This is a genomic window from Acinetobacter sp. LT1, assembly GCF_059800965.1.
This window is the reverse complement of sequence record NZ_JBBAXE010000015.1, coordinates 33,056-53,536: the sequence shown is the minus strand read 5'-3', so window position 1 is coordinate 53,536 and position 20,481 is coordinate 33,056. Positions and strand designations below refer to the sequence as shown.

At 39.6% G+C, this 20,481-nt stretch carries 20 protein-coding genes; 8 read left to right on the top strand and 12 right to left on the bottom strand.

The genetic code is table 11. The annotated features are described in order from the left end of the window. Position 1 precedes the first annotated feature (1 nt). The 3 genes from WBW42_RS14500 to WBW42_RS14490 all read right to left on the bottom strand — a co-directional run bounded on the left by WBW42_RS14500 (position 2) and on the right by WBW42_RS14490 (position 3,354). Positions 2-895, bottom strand: coding sequence for an alpha/beta hydrolase (locus WBW42_RS14500; protein ID WP_032056761.1), 894 nt, complete (start codon positions 893-895; stop codon positions 2-4). A 72-nt stretch (positions 896-967) separates the two neighbouring features. Continuing rightward, positions 968-1,822, bottom strand: coding sequence for an SDR family NAD(P)-dependent oxidoreductase (locus WBW42_RS14495; protein ID WP_032056760.1), 855 nt, complete (start codon positions 1,820-1,822; stop codon positions 968-970). A 44-nt stretch (positions 1,823-1,866) separates the two neighbouring features. Further along, positions 1,867-3,354 (bottom strand): flavin-containing monooxygenase, encoded by a 1,488-nt coding sequence (locus WBW42_RS14490; RefSeq protein WP_284106342.1) that lies wholly within the window; start codon positions 3,352-3,354, stop codon positions 1,867-1,869. 135 nt (positions 3,355-3,489) lie between these two features. Between WBW42_RS14490 and WBW42_RS14485 the strand changes: the two genes are divergently transcribed. Next, positions 3,490-4,503, top strand: a complete 1,014-nt coding sequence (locus WBW42_RS14485; RefSeq protein ID WP_032056758.1) for an AraC family transcriptional regulator — start codon at positions 3,490-3,492, stop codon at positions 4,501-4,503. 43 nt (positions 4,504-4,546) lie between these two features. On the opposite strand, the gene ttdB is transcribed toward WBW42_RS14485, so the two are convergent. From ttdB to WBW42_RS14470, 3 genes are read right to left on the bottom strand one after another with little or no spacing between them, the layout of a single operon-like run. Further along, positions 4,547-5,155: a L(+)-tartrate dehydratase subunit beta gene (gene ttdB / locus WBW42_RS14480; protein WP_000722967.1), complete on the bottom strand. Its 609-nt coding sequence runs from the start codon at positions 5,153-5,155 to the stop codon at positions 4,547-4,549. Further along, a complete protein-coding gene (ttdA, locus tag WBW42_RS14475) occupies positions 5,152-6,051 on the bottom strand; it encodes a L(+)-tartrate dehydratase subunit alpha (protein ID WP_002163154.1) in 900 nt (299 codons plus the stop codon). Before ttdA ends, ttdB begins: the two co-directional genes overlap by 4 nt. Before the next feature lie 49 nt (positions 6,052-6,100). Then, entirely contained in the window at positions 6,101-7,399 is a 1,299-nt protein-coding gene (locus WBW42_RS14470; protein ID WP_032056757.1) for an MFS transporter, read from the bottom strand. Between the two features lie 237 nt (positions 7,400-7,636). Here WBW42_RS14470 and WBW42_RS14465 point away from each other — a divergent pair, with 237 nt between their 5' ends. Further along, a complete protein-coding gene (locus WBW42_RS14465; RefSeq protein WP_032056756.1) occupies positions 7,637-8,557 on the top strand; it encodes a LysR family transcriptional regulator in 921 nt (306 codons plus the stop codon). Between the two features lie 57 nt (positions 8,558-8,614). Here WBW42_RS14465 and WBW42_RS14460 read toward each other — a convergent pair whose 3' ends face one another. The 4 genes from WBW42_RS14460 to WBW42_RS14445 form a co-directional block, all read right to left on the bottom strand. Beyond that, positions 8,615-9,493, bottom strand: coding sequence for a class I SAM-dependent methyltransferase (locus WBW42_RS14460; RefSeq protein WP_032056755.1), 879 nt, complete (start codon positions 9,491-9,493; stop codon positions 8,615-8,617). Between the two features lie 113 nt (positions 9,494-9,606). Next, complete coding sequence (locus WBW42_RS14455) at positions 9,607-11,130, bottom strand: flavin-containing monooxygenase (protein WP_032056754.1); 1,524 nt, start codon at positions 11,128-11,130, stop codon at positions 9,607-9,609. A gap of 22 nt (positions 11,131-11,152) precedes the next feature. Next, positions 11,153-11,986, bottom strand: a complete 834-nt coding sequence (locus WBW42_RS14450; RefSeq protein WP_032056753.1) for an SDR family NAD(P)-dependent oxidoreductase — start codon at positions 11,984-11,986, stop codon at positions 11,153-11,155. Between the two features lie 65 nt (positions 11,987-12,051). Continuing rightward, on the bottom strand, positions 12,052-13,011 hold the full coding sequence (locus WBW42_RS14445) for a metal-dependent hydrolase (protein ID WP_005070390.1): 960 nt from the start codon (positions 13,009-13,011) through the stop codon (positions 12,052-12,054). A gap of 524 nt (positions 13,012-13,535) precedes the next feature. Here WBW42_RS14445 and WBW42_RS14440 point away from each other — a divergent pair. Next, the gene (locus tag WBW42_RS14440) at positions 13,536-14,156 is read left to right on the top strand and encodes a TetR/AcrR family transcriptional regulator (RefSeq protein WP_002163161.1); all 621 of its coding nucleotides are present in this window, start codon (positions 13,536-13,538) and stop codon (positions 14,154-14,156) included. Positions 14,157-14,234: 78 nt separating this feature from the next. Here WBW42_RS14440 and WBW42_RS14435 read toward each other — a convergent pair whose 3' ends face one another. Beyond that, on the bottom strand, positions 14,235-14,957 hold the full coding sequence (locus WBW42_RS14435; RefSeq protein WP_017386374.1) for a pirin family protein: 723 nt from the start codon (positions 14,955-14,957) through the stop codon (positions 14,235-14,237). Positions 14,958-15,561: 604 nt separating this feature from the next. On the opposite strand from WBW42_RS14435, the gene WBW42_RS14430 reads away from it, so the two are divergent. The 3 genes from WBW42_RS14430 (at position 15,562) to WBW42_RS14420 (ending at position 18,546) form a co-directional block, all read left to right on the top strand. After that, positions 15,562-15,789 (top strand): hypothetical protein, encoded by a 228-nt coding sequence (locus WBW42_RS14430; protein WP_002163179.1) that lies wholly within the window; start codon positions 15,562-15,564, stop codon positions 15,787-15,789. Positions 15,790-16,111: 322 nt separating this feature from the next. Next, positions 16,112-17,431 carry an NCS2 family permease gene (locus tag WBW42_RS14425; protein ID WP_005070381.1) on the top strand — a complete coding sequence of 440 codons (1,320 nt, stop codon included), beginning with the start codon at positions 16,112-16,114 and terminating at the stop codon, positions 17,429-17,431. A gap of 116 nt (positions 17,432-17,547) precedes the next feature. After that, positions 17,548-18,546, top strand: coding sequence for an adenosine deaminase (locus tag WBW42_RS14420; RefSeq protein ID WP_017403116.1), 999 nt, complete (start codon positions 17,548-17,550; stop codon positions 18,544-18,546). 44 nt (positions 18,547-18,590) lie between these two features. Here the strand turns inward: WBW42_RS14420 and WBW42_RS14415 are convergent, their stop codons facing one another. Then, on the bottom strand, positions 18,591-19,148 hold the full coding sequence (locus tag WBW42_RS14415; RefSeq protein ID WP_032056752.1) for a cytochrome b: 558 nt from the start codon (positions 19,146-19,148) through the stop codon (positions 18,591-18,593). 237 nt (positions 19,149-19,385) lie between these two features. On the opposite strand from WBW42_RS14415, the gene WBW42_RS14410 reads away from it, so the two are divergent. Continuing rightward, entirely contained in the window at positions 19,386-19,775 is a 390-nt protein-coding gene (locus tag WBW42_RS14410) for a hypothetical protein (protein WP_005076998.1), read from the top strand. 72 nt (positions 19,776-19,847) lie between these two features. After that, entirely contained in the window at positions 19,848-20,414 is a 567-nt protein-coding gene (rnhB, locus tag WBW42_RS14405; protein WP_032056751.1) for a ribonuclease HII, read from the top strand. Positions 20,415-20,481: the final 67 nt, after the last annotated feature.

Below are 20,481 nucleotides of genomic sequence, written 5' to 3'. Positions count from 1 at the left end.
TTTATATTGACTGTGTATGTTTATCAATGAATTGCCCAATGCGCTCAATCGAGTCATTAGATTCGTTTAGTATACCCGCGTGAAACTGAAAAACATGCCCGACTCGGTCATAAACCTTCAAGTTCGTCGGAATACCATACTTTTCGGTTTGTTCAGCGAGACGTTTTGCATCGTCCAATAAGACTTCTTCGGTACCGACATGAATTAGAATAGGAGGTAGACCAGTTAAGTCAGCATAGAGTGGGGAACAGATTGGATCGGTTAGCGATTTTTGTCCGCAATAGTTTTTTGCACACCAAGCTAACCAGTCCTCTGATAGCATCGCATCTTGAGCAGCATGAGTTTTCATCGTGCTTCCAGAGAGGCTTAAGTCAACCCAAGGTGAAAGTAAAACTAATGCCGCTGGTAACGGTAACCCTACATTTCGTATTACAATTGCAGTACTTAAACTCAGTCCACCGCCCGCAGAATCGCCAGCAATCACGAGTTTTTTCGGGTTTTGTCCTTGGGCAAGTAAAGCTTTATAGACTGCAACGACATCTTCAATAGCAGCAGGGCTTGGGTGCTCAGGGGCTAGGCGATATTCAGGTAACCAGACTTGTGCTTGAGCTGCATGTCCGATTTGCGCCGCAAGTTTGGTGTGACTTTTTGAGCTACCCACCACATAGCCTCCGCCATGTAAATACAAGATGCCGACGCCTGATTGAGTCGTTTTGGGCTGAATATGGACTGTCGGTACTTGAGCGATGGTTTGCTTTTTTGTTTTATAGCCACGTGGCCCAAGCACAATTGCACTGGCTGCATCGCTACAAAAACGTTGTAGCTTTAGTGGTGTTTTAGGGGATAAAGCTGGACGTAGTGTGGTACGAATAGTCCATGCAAGAAGCTGCTTCATAATAAGGACTCATACTAAGCATTTAATGTCAGTCAGCATCTCTTAAAATGAAGAGTATGCTGACCACTATTTTTATTTTGCTGATTTGTTGAGTAGGCGAGTTTGCAAGGCAGTGGCAGTTGCAAAAATCTTTTGGTAGCCTTGTGGCAGAATACGTTGAATCATATCAACGGCTTTCGCATCGGCTCCAATAAGTAAACGGCGACGATCTTTACGAACAGCTTCTAAAATTTGTTGAGCGGCATCATCAGCAGGGGTGCGAAGTAATTTATCGAAAGCATCCTGACTTTTTAAAGGATCCATTCCTAAAGACTGGACGCTATTATTCATGCGGGCAGCTTTGGCAATATTGGTACGAATACCACCCGGATGCACACAGGTCGCACTCACTCCAGCATTTTGCATATCAAGTTCTTGGCGCAATGATTCAGTAAAGCCACGAACGGCAAATTTACTAGCGTTATAAGCACTTTGAGTTGGTTGAGCTGTTAAGCCGAACATACTGGAAATATTAATAATATGCCCGTCACCACTTTGCTTTAAGTAAGGTAAAAACTCTTTGGTTCCATAAACTACGCCCCAAAAATTAATACCAATCAGCCATTCAAGGTCTTCGTAGCTCACACCTTCAGCCGTACTACCAATTGCGACACCAGCGTTATTAAAAATCAGGTTAACTTGGCCATGTTCATCTACTACTGTCTTTGCCCAAGTTGCAACTTCATCACGCTTAGCCACATCAACTTTTTGAGTGGTGACTTTGACAGAATAGGGTGCCAACAGCTCGACTGTTTTCGCTAATCCAGCTTCACTGATATCGGAAAGTGCCAGATGGCAACCTTGTTTTGCGAGTGCTATGGCAAGTGCTTGTCCAATACCAGAGCCCGCACCTGTCACAGCTGCGACTTTATTTTTAAAAGACTTCATAAAATTCTCCGTTTATTTTTCTCATTTCCTATGGTGAAGCTTGTTTAAGAAATAGCCGAAACCTGAGTGTAGTTTTCAATATCGAAGCGACGAGTACGTTGTCGATATTCAAGGGTAAAAACTGGCCAGTTATTGGTATTTTTGCCGTCAGCAGTTTGATACCAACTGGTACAACCTTGCGCCCAGACAGTTTTTTTCATTTTTTCTTGAATGCTTTGATTAAACTCATGTTGAACTTCTGCACGAACATTGGTGAACAGAAGTTTGTTTTGTAGGGTTGTTTGAATGGCATCTAAAATATAATTCACTTGGCTTTCAATCATATACACAATTGAGTTGTGCCCAAGATTGGTATTTGGACCATAGAGCATAAAGAAATTTGGAAAGCCGCTAACAGTTAAACCGAGATAAGCTTCTGCACCATCTTTCCATGTGTCTTTTAAGGTGCGGCCATCAAGACCTGTAATCTGCATTGGCGCCATAAATTCCGTTGCGGCAAAGCCCGTACCATAAATAATGGTATCGACTTCACGCAGATTTCCTTCAGTATCTAAAATACCGTTTTCAGTAATTTCTTGAATGCCCATATTAATCACATCAACATGAGGCTGGGTCAGTGTTTCATACCAATGGTTAGAAATTAAAATACGTTTACAACCAATTGGGTAATCCGGCATAAGGCGGTGGCGTAACTTCCCATCTTTAACGACTTTACGGATGTGACGCTGGAATAAATATTCCACCAACGGCATTTCATTTAAAGAAGTTGTAAAGGCCAGCAAACGAATTTCATGGTGTCCATATTGCAAAGCACGGTCTAGACTTTGCAAAACTGGCAGTTTACGGAAAGCTTTTTTCTCTAAAGGCTGGTAAACCCGATCCGGTTTGGGAATAACATACGGTGCCGAGCGTTGATAAACATCGAGATGGGCAACTTGTTTAGCAATTTCAGGTACAAACTGAATTGCGCTTGCACCTGTGCCAATGACTGCAACACGTTTGCCAGTTAAGTCATAGTCATGATCCCAACGTGCTGAGTGAAATGCCTTACCTTTGAAGTTTTCAATACCTTTAAGTTTTGGATAGGCTGGGCGGTTAAGTTGGCCTACCGCGCCCACTAAAAATTCAGCTTCAAATTGTTCGCCAGTCGTGCTTTGAATGTGCCATACACCTTGTAGGGCATCAAATTCGGCACTGGCTATTTCAGTATTAAATTGAACATGTGGACGAATATCATATTTATCCGCACAGTGGCGTAAATATTGATAAATCTCTTGAGATGTTCCGTAGCGATTTTTCCAGCCTAGCTCTTGCTCAAAAGAAAAGGAATACAGATGAGAAGGCACATCACAGGCAGCGCCCGGATAAGTGTTGTCACGCCAGACACCGCCAACATCAGCAGCTTTTTCAAAGAGGGTAAATTGTTCAAAACCTGCTTGTTTGAGTCGAATGGCTAAACCTAAGCCTCCAAAACCAGTGCCAATAATGGCGATGCGTACATTTTTATTTGAATTAGACGACGAATTAAACATGGGCTGCTCTAAATCCTTAAAAACAGTGAGGGAAAAAATCGCAATTTCCTGTATGCAGAATAGACGTTTATTTGCTTGATTTAGAGGATGGATGAGGACAAAATATTGTGATTCGAGGACATTCTGAGCAATACAGTGAAGTATGCATGGGCTTTTGAACGCAGTGTACATAGTGTTCGGTTAATGGCTGATTTTGCGGTGGAATCAGGCATTTCTTATCAGACGATTTTGCAAGGGACAGGGCTTAGCCAACAACAATTACTCGACCCTAATATGGTGGTGACAGGCCATCAGGAATTACAGCTGATTAATAACTTGGTTGAGCAACTAGGAGGCAGACCAACATTAGGTTTAGAGGTAGGTACGCGCTATCATTTCACCACATTTGGGCCATTAGGTATGGCTCTGATGAGTAGTGCGAGCATTCGTGAAGCACTAGATTTGGCTTTAACCTATTTTACTTTAACCTTTGCTTTTACACGCTTTGATGTGTCGGATACACCGCAAGGAATCCGTATCGAAATTGATGAGCAAGATATTCCATCTTCAGTGCGTCAATTCATTATTGAACGCGATGCCGCTGCACTCATTACGGTACAGCGAGATTTGGTGCAGGACAATTTTTGCCAGTATTTGGCTTTTTCTTTCCAACTCAAAGGTGATGCCGAGCCTTATCAGGACTTATTTGGTGTGATGCCAGAATTTGGTGCTGCGAAAAGCTTTGTAATTCTTGACCCGCAAAAAGTAGATCAAAAGCTACTTATGGCAAATGATTTGGTGCTACATACAGCCGAAGAACAGTGCCGTCAAATATTAGAAAAACGCCAATCACAAAATAAATTTACAACCTTAGTGCAACAGCAACTTATGAATGTGCGAGGGGAAATGCCTTCTATGGAAATCGTGGCTGAACGTTTGCATTTAAATGTTCGTACTCTACGCCGTCATTTGGCATTAGAGGGAATGACTTTTATTCAGATACGTGAAGAGGTCAGACAAGTTCTAGCTGAGCAATATTTGGCATTACCAAAAGTTTCGGTTGAACAGATTGCCGAGTGGTTGGGTTATGCAGAACCTACCAGTTTTATTCATGCTTATAAAAGATGGCATGGGAAAACACCTCATGCCATGCGTTTAGTACAAAAATAAAAAAATGAAGGGTGCTTTTGCTTTCCCTTCATTAAAGAGCAGTTTATTTAATAAAGCTTAGTTGCTTACTGATTTTTTCTAAAATCGGTGCTTTCTTGGCTTGAAATTCAACTTTGTTTTGTTGAATCAGGTTGTTGCCTTTGGTGTCGATAGAAATAATGAGCGGACCAAATTCTCTCACACGGTTAATCCAAAGGGTTTCTGGCATACCTAGGTCTTGCCATTCAGCGCCTTCAATCTCTTCAACCAAAGTTGCTGCAAGTACTGCGCATCCACCTGGGAAAATCGCATGAACTGCAATATTTTCCTGACATCCAGCAGCTGTTTCTGGTCCCATGCCACCTTTACCCACAATGAGCTTAACGCCAGTTTGCTTGATAAATTCCCGCTCGAATTTTTCCATCCGCATACTGGTTGTTGGACCAATCGAAACCATTTCGAAGTCGTTTTCACCTTTCTTACGCACAATAGGGCCGGCATGAAAAATCGCTCCGCCTTCAAGGTTAACTGGTAGTTCTCGACCTTGTTCGATCAGTCTGCGATGGGCAACATCGCGACAAGTCACTAAACGGCCAGTCAAATAAACCACATCACCGACTTTAAGGTCTAAAAGATCTTCATCTTTGATTGGCGTTGTCAGAATTTTTTTCATAGTACAACTCCTTCATGAGACAAGATTTCATACGACATATCTGGGTTAATCTTAATTTTGCCACGGCGATGTGCCCAGCAACCTGTATTTACGGCAACCCCAATGGTTGATGGGTGGCGCGCAGAAGATTCAATATTGACTCCCATCACACTGTTATTGCCTGTTAGTCCCTGAGGACCAATACCAATTTCATTAAGACCTTGTTCTAACAGTTGCTCCATCAAGGCAGCGCGTGGGTTATCACTTGTTGAGTCAACCGGACGCATAATCGCGAGCTTAGAAAGGCGAGCCGCTGTTTCAACTGAAGTCGATACGCCAACACCAACCAGTAAAGGTGGGCAGGCATTAACACCGCGTTCGGTAATAACATCCATCACAAATTCAGCAACGCCTTCGTAGCCTTGACCTGGCATTAAAACTTTTGCCGCACCCGGTAAGGTACAACCGCCACCAGCCATATAGACATCAATGGTACAAGTGTCGAGTTCAGGTACAATACGCCAATCTAACCATGGAATTTGAGTACCTGTATTTGTGCCCGTATTTTTTTCATCGAAGGTTTCCACAGCGTTGTGACGTAAAGGACCTATGCGAGTTGCCTCAGCAGTTGCTTCGCTCAAAATATCTTGAAGTTCACCAAGCAAAGGGAAGTTGGCACCTGCTTCAACAAAATATTGAATGACACCCGTGTCTTGGCAGCTTGGACGGTTGAGTTTATCGGCAGCTTGCTGATTTTCTTCCATCGAGTCATAAACTGATTTAGCCAATGGATTGGTTTCTAAAGTACGCAGTTCAATTAACTTGCTTTTCACATCTTTCGGTAGGCGTTTTCCAATATAAGCCGTAAATTTGGCCATGGTGTCCGTAAGGGACTGGACTGCAATATCTTTGTCCATGTTGTGCTCCTTGAAGAAACTTGTTCAGATCTAATTGATATAAATAGGGTTATTGTGTGGCTTTGGCAGTATTTACTTTCACTTTTTGGGAGAAGCTCAGCACTAGTGTTAGTAAGGTCGAGATAATCAGTAAGCCCGCAACAAAATAGAGTCCACCTGTGAAATCTCCAGTTTGATCTTTAACCCAGCCGATCATGGCAGGGCCTGCAAACCCACCTAAATTTCCGATTGAGTTAATCGTGGCAATGCCTGCTGCTGCGGCTGATCCTGACAAGAACATGGTTGGCATGCTCCATAGCGGTGGCTTGGCACAGCTAATACCGACATTCACAATGGTAAGTGCTGCAATTAACCCAATGACGTTGTGTGTGCCTGCTGCAATTACGAGACCAACTGCTGCGGTTAAACATGCAAGAGCAACATGCCATGTACGTTCATTGGTGCGGTCAGAGTGTCGAGACCATAAAACCATGGCAATGACAGAAACAATTGGTGGAATGGCATTTAAAAGCCCCACAGTCATAGACGTCACGCCAAGCTGTTTAATAATTTGTGGCGCCCAGATGCCGAGTGTATAAAGCCCAGCCGACGTTCCGAAATAAATCAATGCAAGAGCAAGTACTCGTGGGTTGGCAAGACCGCGAAGAATGCTGTGATGCTGAGGTGCATTTTTTCCTACATCTTCTTCCTTCATGGTTTTTACAAGCCATTCGCGTTCATCCTGTTTTAACCAAGTAGCTTGTTCAGGGCGGTCAGTCATATATTTAAAAACCACAACACCTAAGATGAGTGCTGGTATAGCTTCAATAATGAACATCCACTGCCAGCCAGCGAGACCCCAAATTCCATGCATTTCAAGTAACGCGGCAGAGATTGGTGAACCAACTGCTGTGGCAATTGGGGCGGCTGCCATAAATAAAGCAATCACACCAGCGCGATGTCGTGCAGGAAACCAGTAAGTTAAGTACAGAATAATGCCGGGAAAGAAGCCAGCCTCGGCAACACCGAGTAAAAATCGCATAACGTAAAAGCTGGTTGAGCTTTCTACAAAGGCCATACCGGCTGCAATCAAACCCCATGTCACCATGACTCGAGCAATCCAGATACGGGCACCGACTTTATGCAAAATAATGTTGGATGGGACTTCAAATAAGAAATAGCCCAAAAAGAAAATTCCGGCACCAAACCCGAGAACCGAGGCTGTAAAGCCTAAGTCTTCTTTCATGGTGAGTGCGGCAAAACCAATATTGACGCGGTCGATATAGGCTATAAGGTATAACAACATAATAAACGGTACGATTCTCCAAGTAATTCGACGTAACGTTCGCTTTTCAATATCCATTTCCATGTCATGACTCCATATTCATGACTACCAATCCTGATTGGTAGTTTTCGCTTTCTTTACCGCTATTGATTCGGCTAGATGGCTTTTCCCGTTCATCCACAGCATTCCTTCTGCGAACGTTTTTATGCTCTTAAACAAGAGGCGACTTATGTCGGGAAACAATGAAATGGATGTTAAACCCTTTAAAAAACTGATGAATCGATATAAAGTTAAATCACTATTGCAAAAAACTTAATAATCATGAATGCAGATACGGAATTAGCTTTCTTTTGTTTATTGGTCAAACAAGGAAGTCTTGTCGCGACGGCACGAGAGTTAAACTTGACTCCACCTGCGGTTTCTAGACGTTTAACTCAACTTGAAGAGCGTTTAGGCGTAAGACTTTTAAATAGAACAACACGGCGAATTAGTTTAACCAGTGAAGGTGAGGTCTACTTTGAAAATGCAGTTCGTATTTTAAAAGAGATCGATGAAATGGAGCGTTTGGTTTCAAGTAGTCGGGCAGCGCCCAAAGGGGTATTGCGTGTGAATGCTCCTTTAGGCTTTGGTCGTTCTTATATTGCTCCAGCGATTTCTACGTTTGCCAAAATCTATCCTGATGTCGATATCCAACTGCATTTAACAGACCGCCCGATTAATCTGCCAGATGAAGCCATTGATGTATCAATCCGCTTTGGCGAAATACCTGATTCACGTCTAATTGCAAAAAAATTGGCAGCCAACCGCCGTTTATTATGTGCATCACCTGGCTATTTAAAGACAGCAGGGCAACCACTCACTCCTCATGATTTAACGCAGCATCAGTGTATTGTGATTCGGCAAAATGATTCTGCTTATGGCAATTGGCGGTTAAGTCATGGCAAACAAGTTGAAACCGTTAAAGTTCATGGGCAACTGAGTACGAATGATGGTGCAGTTGCATTAAATTGGGCCTTAGAAGGCTATGGTATTTTGATGCGGGCAGAGTGGGACGTAGCAAAATATTTAAGAAGTGGTAGATTAGTTCAAGTGCTAGCGGACTATGAAACACCACCAGCAGATGTCTATGCGGTGTATTTAGAGAGACTGAATCTGTCGCCTAAAGTCGCGCACTTTTTAGATCATTTACGCCAATTTTTAAATCAGCATGTCGATGGGCCAGAGCCTCATTCAAGTTGGTAACGATGGTATTAACCTCAATTAAAAAAGCCAACTTAAGGTCTAAGTTGGCTTTCAACATCATTTTCTATTTAAACGCAAATGCAATAACCGTGTTGCTGAGGTGTGGCGAATTTCATCGGTCCGTGCATTAAAATATCGTTCAGTAATGGCTTCACCTGAAAGATCTTCGATCACTTCAAATCCCATCTGCTCCACGGCCTGATGTAAATCTCTTGGTTTAAATTGGCCCAATAAAGGCTCTTTCAGCAAATGAGTAAACTGCGCAACCCCCATACTTCCAAGTCGCTCAATACCGTTTAATTCCTGAAAATCGGTCGAATAGTCGAGTACCACTTCGCTATCGTTTGCAGCAAATTCAGCAATACTTTTTAAAGTTTGTAACGTAGTTTGCGGATTTAAATAGTGCGTTGTGCCTAACCACGAAAAAAATGCAGGAGCAGATGAATCATAGACACTTCTGGTCAAGGCTTCCGAAATAGACTCTTTTTCAAAGTTAATCGCGACAAACTCAACGGTAGTAGGAATATTTCCTAACTTTTTTAGCTTGGCTTGTTTGGCCGCTTGAGTATCAGGATGATCAACTTCAAAAATTTTCAAAGTAGGATAATGGTGTGATTCACGTAGTGCAAAAGAGTCTAGGCCAGCACCCACTAATACATATTGTTGAGTATTTTGTTGAACTGCCTGAGCAAGTAAATCTTCGGCATAGCGAGAGCGACCGACCACTTGTCCAGTAAGTAGACCTAAAGTACGGTTTAAAACCGCAGAATTCATGACTTTAACAATCAGTGAACTAGAGAGAAGTTTTTTCCAGCCTTTACTGGTTAGTTCAAAAGCATAAGGATCTGAAAATACAGGGTTCTGTGTATTTTGAAAATGATTGGCCCGTAATGCAGCAGCGGCTTCAGCAGTACGGCTTGATTGTCCTTCTTTCATCTTTATCCTGTTTTTTTATTTCTTGAAGATATTCAACGAAGAAGGCAGTGTATTTCATGAAAAACTAAAATACACTGCCTATTTCTTACAACTGATTTGATCGAAAATACAAATTAGTGAGTTTTTGTCGTTTGATACGTCACTTCATAATCTTTCAAATCTACTTTTTTCAAACGTTGTTTAAGTTTTTTCAATGACCAAGGCCATGCAGCAAAGTTACGACCGTTGGCATCAAGATAATAACTCTTACATCCGCCGCTATTAAATACCGTTGTTTGTAAGTGCTTTTGTACTAAATCATTATGCTTTTTAATCACATCAGATTTAACATTTAACTTGCTAATTCCTTTGTTTTTAATTTTCAATAAGCCATCTACGATATAGTCGAGCTGTGCCTCTGCTAAACCAATGAAAGAATCATAAACCAGTACGTTAGGTCCTAAAATTAAAAATGCATTTGGTACATTTTCAATGTTGGTTCCTAAGTAAGCCTCTGGTGAACTATCTTTCCAAATATCTTGTAAACATTGACCTTTTTCATTGTGGACACGTTTACCAATTGGTGGGTGAGATACTTCAAAACCTGTACCCCAAATAATCACATCAACTTCGTGGCGTTCACCATTGGCAGCAACCACTGTATTGCCTTCAACTTTCACTAAACCATGAGGGATCAGGGTCGTGTTTGGTGCTTGTAGTGCTGGATAATAATTGTTAGCGAATAAAATACGTTTACAACCAATGTCAAAGTTCGGCGTTACGTTTTTACGTAGCACTGGGTCATTAATTTGCAATTTAAGTAATTGCTTACCCAATACATTCACTGGTTTTAGTGCAAGTGGATTACGTAAACCAAAGTTAATTGCATTTAGCGTTAACGCTACACTTTTACGCCAGCTCGCCTGAATAGCCGGATATTTAGCAATGATTGATTTACTAAACTCGCCCAAGTCTGTATCTGGTTTTGGTAATACCCAAGGTGCTGTACGTTGGAATACAAAAAGTTCTTTCGCTTTTGGTTGAATTTGAGGCACAAACTGAATAGCAGATGCACCAGTACCAATCACGGCAATGCGTTTACCTGTCAAATCATAATCATGGTTCCATTTCGCTGAATGGAACATTTCACCTTTAAAAGTTTCTAAGCCTTCAAGACGTGGAATTTGAGCTTCGGTAATTGGACCTGTGGCAAAAATAACGGTTTTAGATAAATATTGCCCAGTAGTGGTATCAAGTACCCACACATGACGTGAGTCATCCCATGCTGCGTTAAGCAACTCGTTGTTAAACTCAATTTTAGATGCAATATTAAACTCGTTACTCACATCTTCCAGATAACTTAAGATTTCTGGTTGGCGTGCAAATAAATGGCTCCATTTTGCACTTGGTGCAAATGAGTAAGAATAAAGAGCAGAAGGTACATCGCAACCACAACCCGGATAGGTGTTCTCACGCCATGTTCCACCCACGCGGCTAGCTTTTTCAATAATTTTATAATTGGTATAACCAACTTGATCTAGGCGAATGGCAGCAGCGATCCCTGAAATGCCCGCACCCACAATAAAAGTATCGAAAATATGGCTTGGTGATTTGACAGCTTTTTTTGCTGATGCATTTGTTTTCATTTGCGCAGTCATATGTGTACTACCTATAAATTTCTTATTTAAATAATTTGTACGATGTACCAAGGAACTTGGTATACAAGCTTGGGGATGCACGTTTCATAAGCCAGAATAACTTCGCATCAATTTGAGGAATGGTATACATCTCATCCTGATCAAGGCGATTAAGGGTTAATCTTGCGACATCGTCACTTGTGGTCAGCGCATAGTTCATCAGCGCATGGTCTGCTAGCTTTGAATAGCGTCCTGGAATTCGACCATTTTTAATGATATTGGTTGGAACCAGCGTCGGGCAGAGTACATTCACTTTAATATTAAACTTATGCAGTTCAGCTGAAAGCGTTTCTGAAAGCGCACGCACACCCGCTTTAGTCACGTTATAAGCAGTCATTTCTGGTGCAGCCGTGTAAGATGCTGCAGATGCCACATTAATAATCGCGCCGTAACCTAACTTTTTAAACTTGGGAACAAATGCGTGACAACCATGAATAACTCCCCATAGGTTAATATTCATGACCCAGTTCCAGTCTTCTAGACTGAGTTCGTCAAATTTACCACCCAAACCCACACCAGCATTATTAATGACAAGAGTTACAGGGTGCCCAAGCAAGATTTCAGCAGTTTCAGCGAGATGGTTAACCTGTTCAGCATTACCCACATCACAGCGCATAGCAAAAGCTTTTGCACCTTCTTGTTCAAGAAGTTTTACTGTTTCTTCAGCAGCTTCCAGATTAATATCTGCACACACTACGCTGCCACCACGTTTCGCAAGTTCAATTGCAAAACTTCTACCAATCCCACTGCCTGCACCCGTCACTACGGCATAAGCTTTTTGGCTTGGTTTAACTTTCTTTTTGCCAAATAAAATCATGATTCATCCATAAATAGCTTGAAGAGATACCAGCTACCTCTTTGATAGCTGGAAATGCAGGACGATTAAGACATGCGTACTGGTGGGGTAAATTCTTTAACAAAGTAAGGAGCAATTGCGCCGCCTTCGGTCAGCAATTTCTTTTTGTAATACTCAAGATATTCAGTTGTATCATGATCATTTGGATGAAAATCTGGGCGTAAGTAGTCAAGAATTTGACCAATCGTACTGCCGAAAACTCCGTCTTTTGGACCAAAGATTAAGCCTACACCACGACGAGCATCTTTCCAGAATTTCAAAGTCAGCATCTCTTGTGGCTTTCTTAACACAGGCACAAATAATGTAGTTGCAGGAATTAAACCTAAAATGGTAAATAGCGCGAGGAAGAAACCAGACGCGCGTAGTGCATAGCTACCATTTAAAAGCTGATAGACATCGTAGGCAATATCTTTATGCTCAGATTCTTCAAGCATATGCCACATCCACAATGCACGGCTTTTTTCATCATCTGAATAATAGAAATTCTTTTCATGCTTCATCATGTATTCAGCAAGTACCGCAGTAAAGTGCTCAATACCCGCCATCATTGATAATTTGAGTGGCTGGGGAAACTTTAAGAAAACATACTTAAAGAAGTTTGAGCCAAGAAAACGATATAGCGCAACAGGATATTCAGCATCTTGAAGGGCATCGTTATATTCATTGTGCAATTTAGAATGAATTGCTTCTTGGCCAATCAACGACGTTACTCGCTGCTTTAATATTGGATCTTTGATAAATTCACGGTGATGGCGAGCGGTTTCAATAACTAGATCTTCACCGTAAGTTAAAAACACCGAAAGTGTGGCAAAAAACAAAGTAGCAAATTGATTGTCCATATAGAATCTGACATCAATTTCTTTACCATCAAAACCAATATTTAAATGTCTGATTGGAATTGAACTTTTGCTAGCAAAATCTGGTAGCTCAATTTCACGCTGAAATTTAAGCTTGTTGAATGATTTTTTAACTGCGGTCGAGATCATGGCGACACCCTGAGGCAAAGTAGTGGTGCATTTTGATGAAAATCAATAAACTCAATGATCAACAAAGCACTGTAAAATTCCATTTTCAAAAACAGATGATTCTCTGCATTGACTACGGTGTTGTTGCTCCGTTATTTGTTTGATTATTTGGCTGAATAACGGAAGAAGAAACGAGGCAGACAAGAGCTGCTGAATGACTCTTCTTTAATTTTTTCATATTAATCTGACATTATGTTCGGATTCAATTCGGGTAAATTCTTAAATATATAAAAGTATTTTATAGACATTTCTTGTAATAATTTTTCTAAATAAATTGATTTTATCTTTTTGAAAAATAATAAATTAAATTTATTTCTAATCTCTGGAAATAATGAATTAAAATATCAATTGATTGATAAATTGAGATCTGTTTTTCTCAGTTTTTTCACTTAAGTTTGACAACTATTCGGATTTTGTTTTTTTATTTCTACCTACTCAGATTACATGCTAATCTGACTTTATGTTCGGATTATTAATTAGATCGTATGACTACGCGTAAACCACGTCAAACTCGAGCTAAAGTCACTGTCGACACGATTATTGAAGCAGGTTTTATTGCCGTGGCACTTCATGGGCCGAGTGGAACCACGACACGTCATATTGCAGAAATTGCAGGAGTGAGTGTCGGGTCTTTATACGAATATTTTAAAAATAAAGAAGAAATTTATGATGCGATGAATCACTTTTTTGTTCGGGAAATTCTGGACATGATTACAGAGCTTACACCGACAATTTTACAGTTGGAGTTGGAGCCTGTTATTGAAATGATTTTTTATACTTTTAGTGATTTATTAAAGAAAAATAATGACCGTTATTTGACTGTTTTACGTTATGCAGGAGAATTGCAGTACGACAAATACATTCCCAAAATTGAACAGGCTTTAATGGAAGTCATCATGAAATATATGATGCATAATCCAAAATACCTAAAAATCAATAATTTGCCTGTAATTACCTATATCTGTATTAATAGTGGAATTTTTAATGTCGCACGGCATCTTATTTTGCCAAACCCTTATATTAGTTTTGATGAAATGGTGCAGGGGCTAACTACTATGATTATGAGCTATATCAATACAGAGATGGCACGTTCAGAAGAGCATTGAGCAGAGTTAGAATTTTTATAAGTCCAAGTAACGATAAAAAGCCCTCACATAAAAGTTTATATGAGGGCTTAATTGATCTTATGGCATGGTTGGAACTTCTTCAGGACGCATATCGAAAATCAAAATTTCGGCATGATCACCATTGGTAAACGATAAGCTTCCACCTTCACGAATACGTGCAGCATCGCCAGTGTTAAAGGTTTTACCATTTACATCAACACGACCTTTAGCAACGTGTAGGTACACATAACGACCATCAGGAATCACAAAGTCAGCAGTTTCTTCACCATCAAAAAGACCTGAGTAAATATTAATGTCTTGTTTGATCGATAAAGTTTTCTCGCCACCTTTTGGTGAGATGATCAAATGCAATTTACCGCGTTTGTCTGCTTCATCAATATGAACTTGTTGATAGCCTGGCTCTGTATTCACTTCATTTGGAACAACCCAAATTTGCAAGAAATGAACGCCTTCTTGAGCTGAGTGGTTAAATTCACTATGAGCAACGCCACGACCTGCACTCATCAGCTGAATGTCACCCGGCACAATCACAGAGCCTGTACCCATCGAGTCTTTATGCTCTAATGCACCTTCAAGTACATAGGAAATAATTTCCATATTACGGTGAGGGTGAGTACCAAAGCCTTTAGATGGAGCAACGTTATCATCGTTAATTACAAGCAGATCCGAAAAACCAACTTGTTTAGGATCCCAATAGTTAGCAAATGAAAAGCTATGTTTTGATTGTAACCAACCATGATGTGCTGCACCACGCTCGTGAGATAAACGCATATCAAACATGATGTATTCTCCTGATTTAATTTTTTATCTGAATACAGTTTATCGTAGCGTTTATTGGAATGAAGCTATGAAAATAGAAAGCTTGGTGCGATTTATAGAACGATGAAACTTGGACGTAATTTTGCTAGTCAACCAATAGAGTTAAAGGAGAAAAATATTTTTAAATAAGATGAAGATTTCTTTGAGATGAATTTTTACTTTCCATGCTAAACATGCAACATAGAAATTAGTCGCTAAAGAAACAATTTTAAAGAAAAGTACATTAACGAAAATAGCTCCTTTTTATCTCATTTAAAGCTTAGCAAAGAAAAACAAATTTCAAGCCATATACACATTTGTCTATGCTCTATCTTTAAAATAACTTAAGAGTTAAAACCGATAAAAAGATAATATTAAAAATAACTAAAATAAGCTCTTATTAAATAAAATTACTTTTCAATGGAAAAGTTTAGTATTTAGTAGATTTTTTAATGATATTTTTAAAATAACTTTTATTTTCAATAATTTGAATAAGAGTGTGTTATTGTAAATAAATGTGAAAATATTCACAAAGCTATAATTTTTTGTTAAGATCATTAACATTAAAAACATAGAGATAATAATAATGATCAATAAAGTATTAATAGTGTTGTGTGTGGGTATCGTCTTTGTATTAGGGTATTGGGCTTATTTAGATACTCAAAATAAAAGACATCAAGAGCTAATGCAGATCATACAAGAAGCTGAAAAAAACCTGCAAAGTATCGAACGAAATCCGAATCATGCTCATCACAGCAATTTAGCTTCTTTTCATATGCAACAATATATAGGCGAGAAAAAAATTATTTTCTAGCAATAACGAGCTATAAATTTCTAACTTTTTACAGTGTCATTGGTCATATCTTTTCATAAATTTTGATCATGTTTCTGTTGAATCTGTTAAACTTATTGAACGTATAGTAAAAAAGCTGCATAGGGGTTATGCAGCTTTTTTGTGTTTCAAGAGGGGCTGTGGTTGTTTGCTATGTATAAAGCTAGAAATCAAATGAGTGGCATATTTGTTGCTTCTTAAATTTGAGATTCTTGTTTATAGGACTGAACAGAAAAACAATATTGTTCAGCGACCTACATAGACGTAAATATTCCACAGTTCAGATTTTGCATAGAGGCTACTTATGGCGGCGCCCAATTCTTCGGCAGGCTGGTTAGAGCGTTTATTTAAGCTAAGCGACAATAAAACCACTTTCCGAACTGAAGTTCTTGCTGGTGTAACTACATTCTTAACGATGTGTTATATCATTATTGTCAATCCACTCATTTTATCTGAAACCGGCATGGATCATGGTGCCGTATTCGTTGCAACCTGTTTGGCAGCAGCAATCGGATGTTTAGTAATGGGGATCATTGCTAATTATCCAATCGCACTGGCCCCTGGTATGGGTTTAAACGCTTACTTTACCTACTCGGTTTGTATGGGGATGGGTGTGCCATGGCAAACAGCTTTAGCCGCTGTTTTTGTTTCAGGCCTTGTCTTTCTTGCAATTAGCTTCTTTAAAATTCGTGAAGCGATTGTTAATGCGATTCCAATGTCACTTAAATTTGCGATCGGTGGTGGTATTGGTTTGTTCCTAGCACTGATTGCACTAAAAAATGCTGGAATCATTGTTGATAACCAAGCGACCTTAGTCGGTTTGGGTGATATCAAACAGCCTACAGTATTATTAGCGCTATTCGGATTTTTAATGATTGTGGTTTTACACCAATTAAAAGTTCGAGGCGCAATCATTATTAGTATTTTAGTGGTTACGGCCATCGCTACTGCTTTAGGTTTAAATGAATTTAAGGGTGTAGTGGGTCAAATTCCTTCAATTGCACCAACATTCATGCAAATGGACTTTGAAGGTCTATTTACAGCAAGTATGGTCGGCGTCATTTTCGTATTCTTTATTGTTGACTTGTTTGACAGTACAGGTACTTTGGTTGGTGTTTCACACCGTGCAGGTCTTTTACAAGACGGTAAATTACCTCGTTTGAAGAAAGCATTATTTGCAGACTCTACTGCAATCGTTGCAGGTGCAGCATTAGGTACATCTTCAACTACACCATATATCGAATCAGCTTCAGGTGTAGCAGCAGGCGGACGTACTGGTTTAACTGCTGTTGTAGTTGCAGTCTTATTTATCTGCTGTTTATTTTTAGCACCTCTTGCTCAATCTGTACCAGGTTTTGCAACGGCGCCAGCTTTATTGTTCATTGGTGTGTTGATGATCCAAGGAATCACTCACATTGATTGGGATGATATTACTGAAGCTGTTCCAGCATTTTTAACCATTGTATTTATGCCATTTACCTATTCTATTGCTGATGGTATTGCAATGGGCTTTATTAGCTATGCATTAGTTAAATTATTCACGGGTAAGGCAAAAACTGTACCGTACATGGTATGGATTATTGCTGCGCTTTGGGTATTTAAATTTATCGCGTTTGGCGGTTAATATGATTTTTTATAATTTTCTTCTTGAGCTATCTTAGACATAGTTTTCAATAAGAAGAAAATTATAAAAGGGTGTGATTTTGACCACACCCTTTTTTCTTTAGACGTGGAGTTAATATGAATCAAGTCGAGCTGATTCGCGCCTTACCAAAAGCCGAATTGCATGTACATATTGAAGGGACTTTCGAACCTGAATTAATGTTTGCAATTGCCCAGCGCAATCAGATTCAGATTCCTTACAAATCTGTTGAAGAAGTAAAGCAAGCTTATAACTTTCATAATCTTCAATCATTCTTAGATATTTACTATGCCGGTGCAAATGTTCTTGTACATGAACAAGACTTTTATGATTTAGCATGGGCTTATTTTGAGAAATGTGCCGAAGATCATGTTGTTCACACAGAAATGTTCTTTGATCCGCAAACCCACACAGACCGTGGTGTTGCATTCTCAACTGTAATTAATGGTTTAAAACGTGCGTGTGCAGATGCTAAAGCTAAGTTTGGTATCAGCTCTCAACTGATTATGTGTTTCTTACGTCATTTAAGTGAAGAAGCTGCATTTGAAACACTTGAACAAGCGCTGCCGTTTAAGCAAGATATTATTGCAGTCGGCCTTGATTCAAGTGAAGTAGGGCATCCGCCAGCTAAATTTGAACGTGTTTTTGCTAAGGCGCGTGAAGAAGGTTTCTTAATCGTTGCTCACGCTGGTGAAGAAGGCCCGCCTGAATATGTATGGGAAGCTTTAGATCTACTTAAAGTGAATCGTATTGATCATGGTGTGCGTTCTGAAGAAGACGAACAATTAATGACGCGTTTAATTAATGAAAAAATGCCATTAACGGTTTGTCCTTTAAGTAATTTAAAGCTATGTGTTGTTAAGGATATGAAAGATCATAATATCCGCCGTCTTTTACAAAAAGGCGTACATGTGACGGTTAACTCAGATGATCCTTCATATTTTGGTGGATATATGAATGATAATTTCTTTGCCATCCAGCAAGCATTAGACTTGAACAATGATGAATTGAAACAACTCGCAATTAATTCTTTTGAAGCTTCTTTCATTTCAGATGAAGAGAAACAAAAGTGGATTGCAGAAATCCAAAAAATCTAAATAAAAAAACCGCCTATCTCGGGCGGTTTTTTTATATATCAGGTTTATTTAGGCTGTTTGGTCATACTATTTAAAATATTGTCTTTATCAATAAAGTGATGTTTCAAAGCTGCAAGTACATGCCCTACAATAAGAAAACCTGCAAACCAAGAAATATAAATATGTAATGGTTTAACAACAGCTAAAAGCTCTGGGTTATCTTGCACTAAACGTGGAATTTCAAACAAATATAAAACAGGGGCAGGGTGACCAGCACTCCAACTAAACAAGCAACCCGTAACAGGTAAAGCAACCAAAATCACATAAAGGAATAGATGACCAACGTGTGCCAGAGTTTTCATCATCGGTAACATGGTGTCAGGTAGTTTTGGAGCTGGATGTGTATAGCGCCATAAAATCCGGATAATGACTAAAAAGATAATTGTGGTTGCAATGTTCTTGTGCAACGTAATCACATCACCTTTAAAGCTGCCATCAACGTCATAGCTTAAAAAATTTCCACTATAAAAGCCAATAACCCATGCGACGATGAAAATAATTGCCATCACCCAATGCAGAATTTGTGCTGTACGGGTGTAATACTGAGAGGAAGCAGTAGGCATAAAAGACCCTTTTTTTGTCGTTTTGATTTGTGATTTTAGGGGAAAGCACAGATTTTGAGAAATGTTTTATATGTGACAGAGCGTGCTAAAAACAGAACGTTTTACTCCAAAAAGCATTTGATGAGCTGAATTTCACTCGGCAAAATAGTTTGCATAAATGCATCAAATTATTTGTTTCTTCTAAAGTTGAGTTTAGGCACAATACGCGCTGCCAACGTTCAATCAAAGGAAAAAATGATGAAAAAATTGATGCTCGCTCTAGCGCCAGTTGTTTTAGCTTTAACAGCATGTGCAACAACTACAGGCACTGGTACAGGTGCTGCTTCTGCACAAACCACAACTCAACAATTAGGCGTTGCTGCGTTAAAGGTTGCTGTAAATGCGAAATGTATTACAGAGATTAATAATGTTGCAGCTTGGAAAACAGCAACAAAATATATGACTGCTGAGCAACGTGATAGCATCCAAACGAATGTGTGTGGTTGTGTGAGCGAAAAAGCTCCAAACAGTGTGACAGCAGTAGAATTAGCTGCAGCTGCACTTGATGTAAATACACGTGCTACAATCGTAAACCAAGTGGTTTCTAAAACTGTAAACGCTTGTGTGGCAGAAGCTTTACAAAAGTAATTAATAAATTATGTGTTAAAGAAGGCTGATTACTATTGATCAGCCTCTTTTATTTAAAGGTAGTGAGTTGATATGTTTATTGCTGGTGTAGATGAGGCGGGACGGGGGCCTTTAGTAGGTTCGGTTGTGGCAGCAGCCGTTATTTTAGATCCGAATAATCCAATTTTAGGATTAAATGATTCTAAAAAATTAACTGAAAAGAAACGTGAAAAGTTGTTTATTGAAATACAAGAAAAAGCCTTAGCTTGGTCAATTGCTGAAGCAACTCATGCTGAAATTGATGAGCTAAATATTTTACAGGCGACTTTTTTGGCTATGCAACGCGCTGTTGATGGCTTGAAAACTCAACCTCAAAAAGTGATCGTTGATGGTAATCAAATTCCGAAAGGAATTATTATTCCTTGTGAAGCCATTATTGGTGGAGATGCAAGCCATGCTGAAATTAGTGCAGCAAGTATCTTGGCAAAAGTGACACGAGATCGACAAATGGCAGAATTAGATCAGCAATATCCGTTATTTGGTTTTGCCAAACATAAAGGATATCCAACCAAAGCACATTTTGAAGCGATTGCCGTGCATGGCGTGATTGATCAGCATCGTCGTAGTTACGCACCTGTTAAACGTGCTTTAGGTCTATAAATACAACCACTTAAAAAATTTAAAGCGACTATAAAGTCGCTTTAATTAGGGAGAGAACAACTTCATA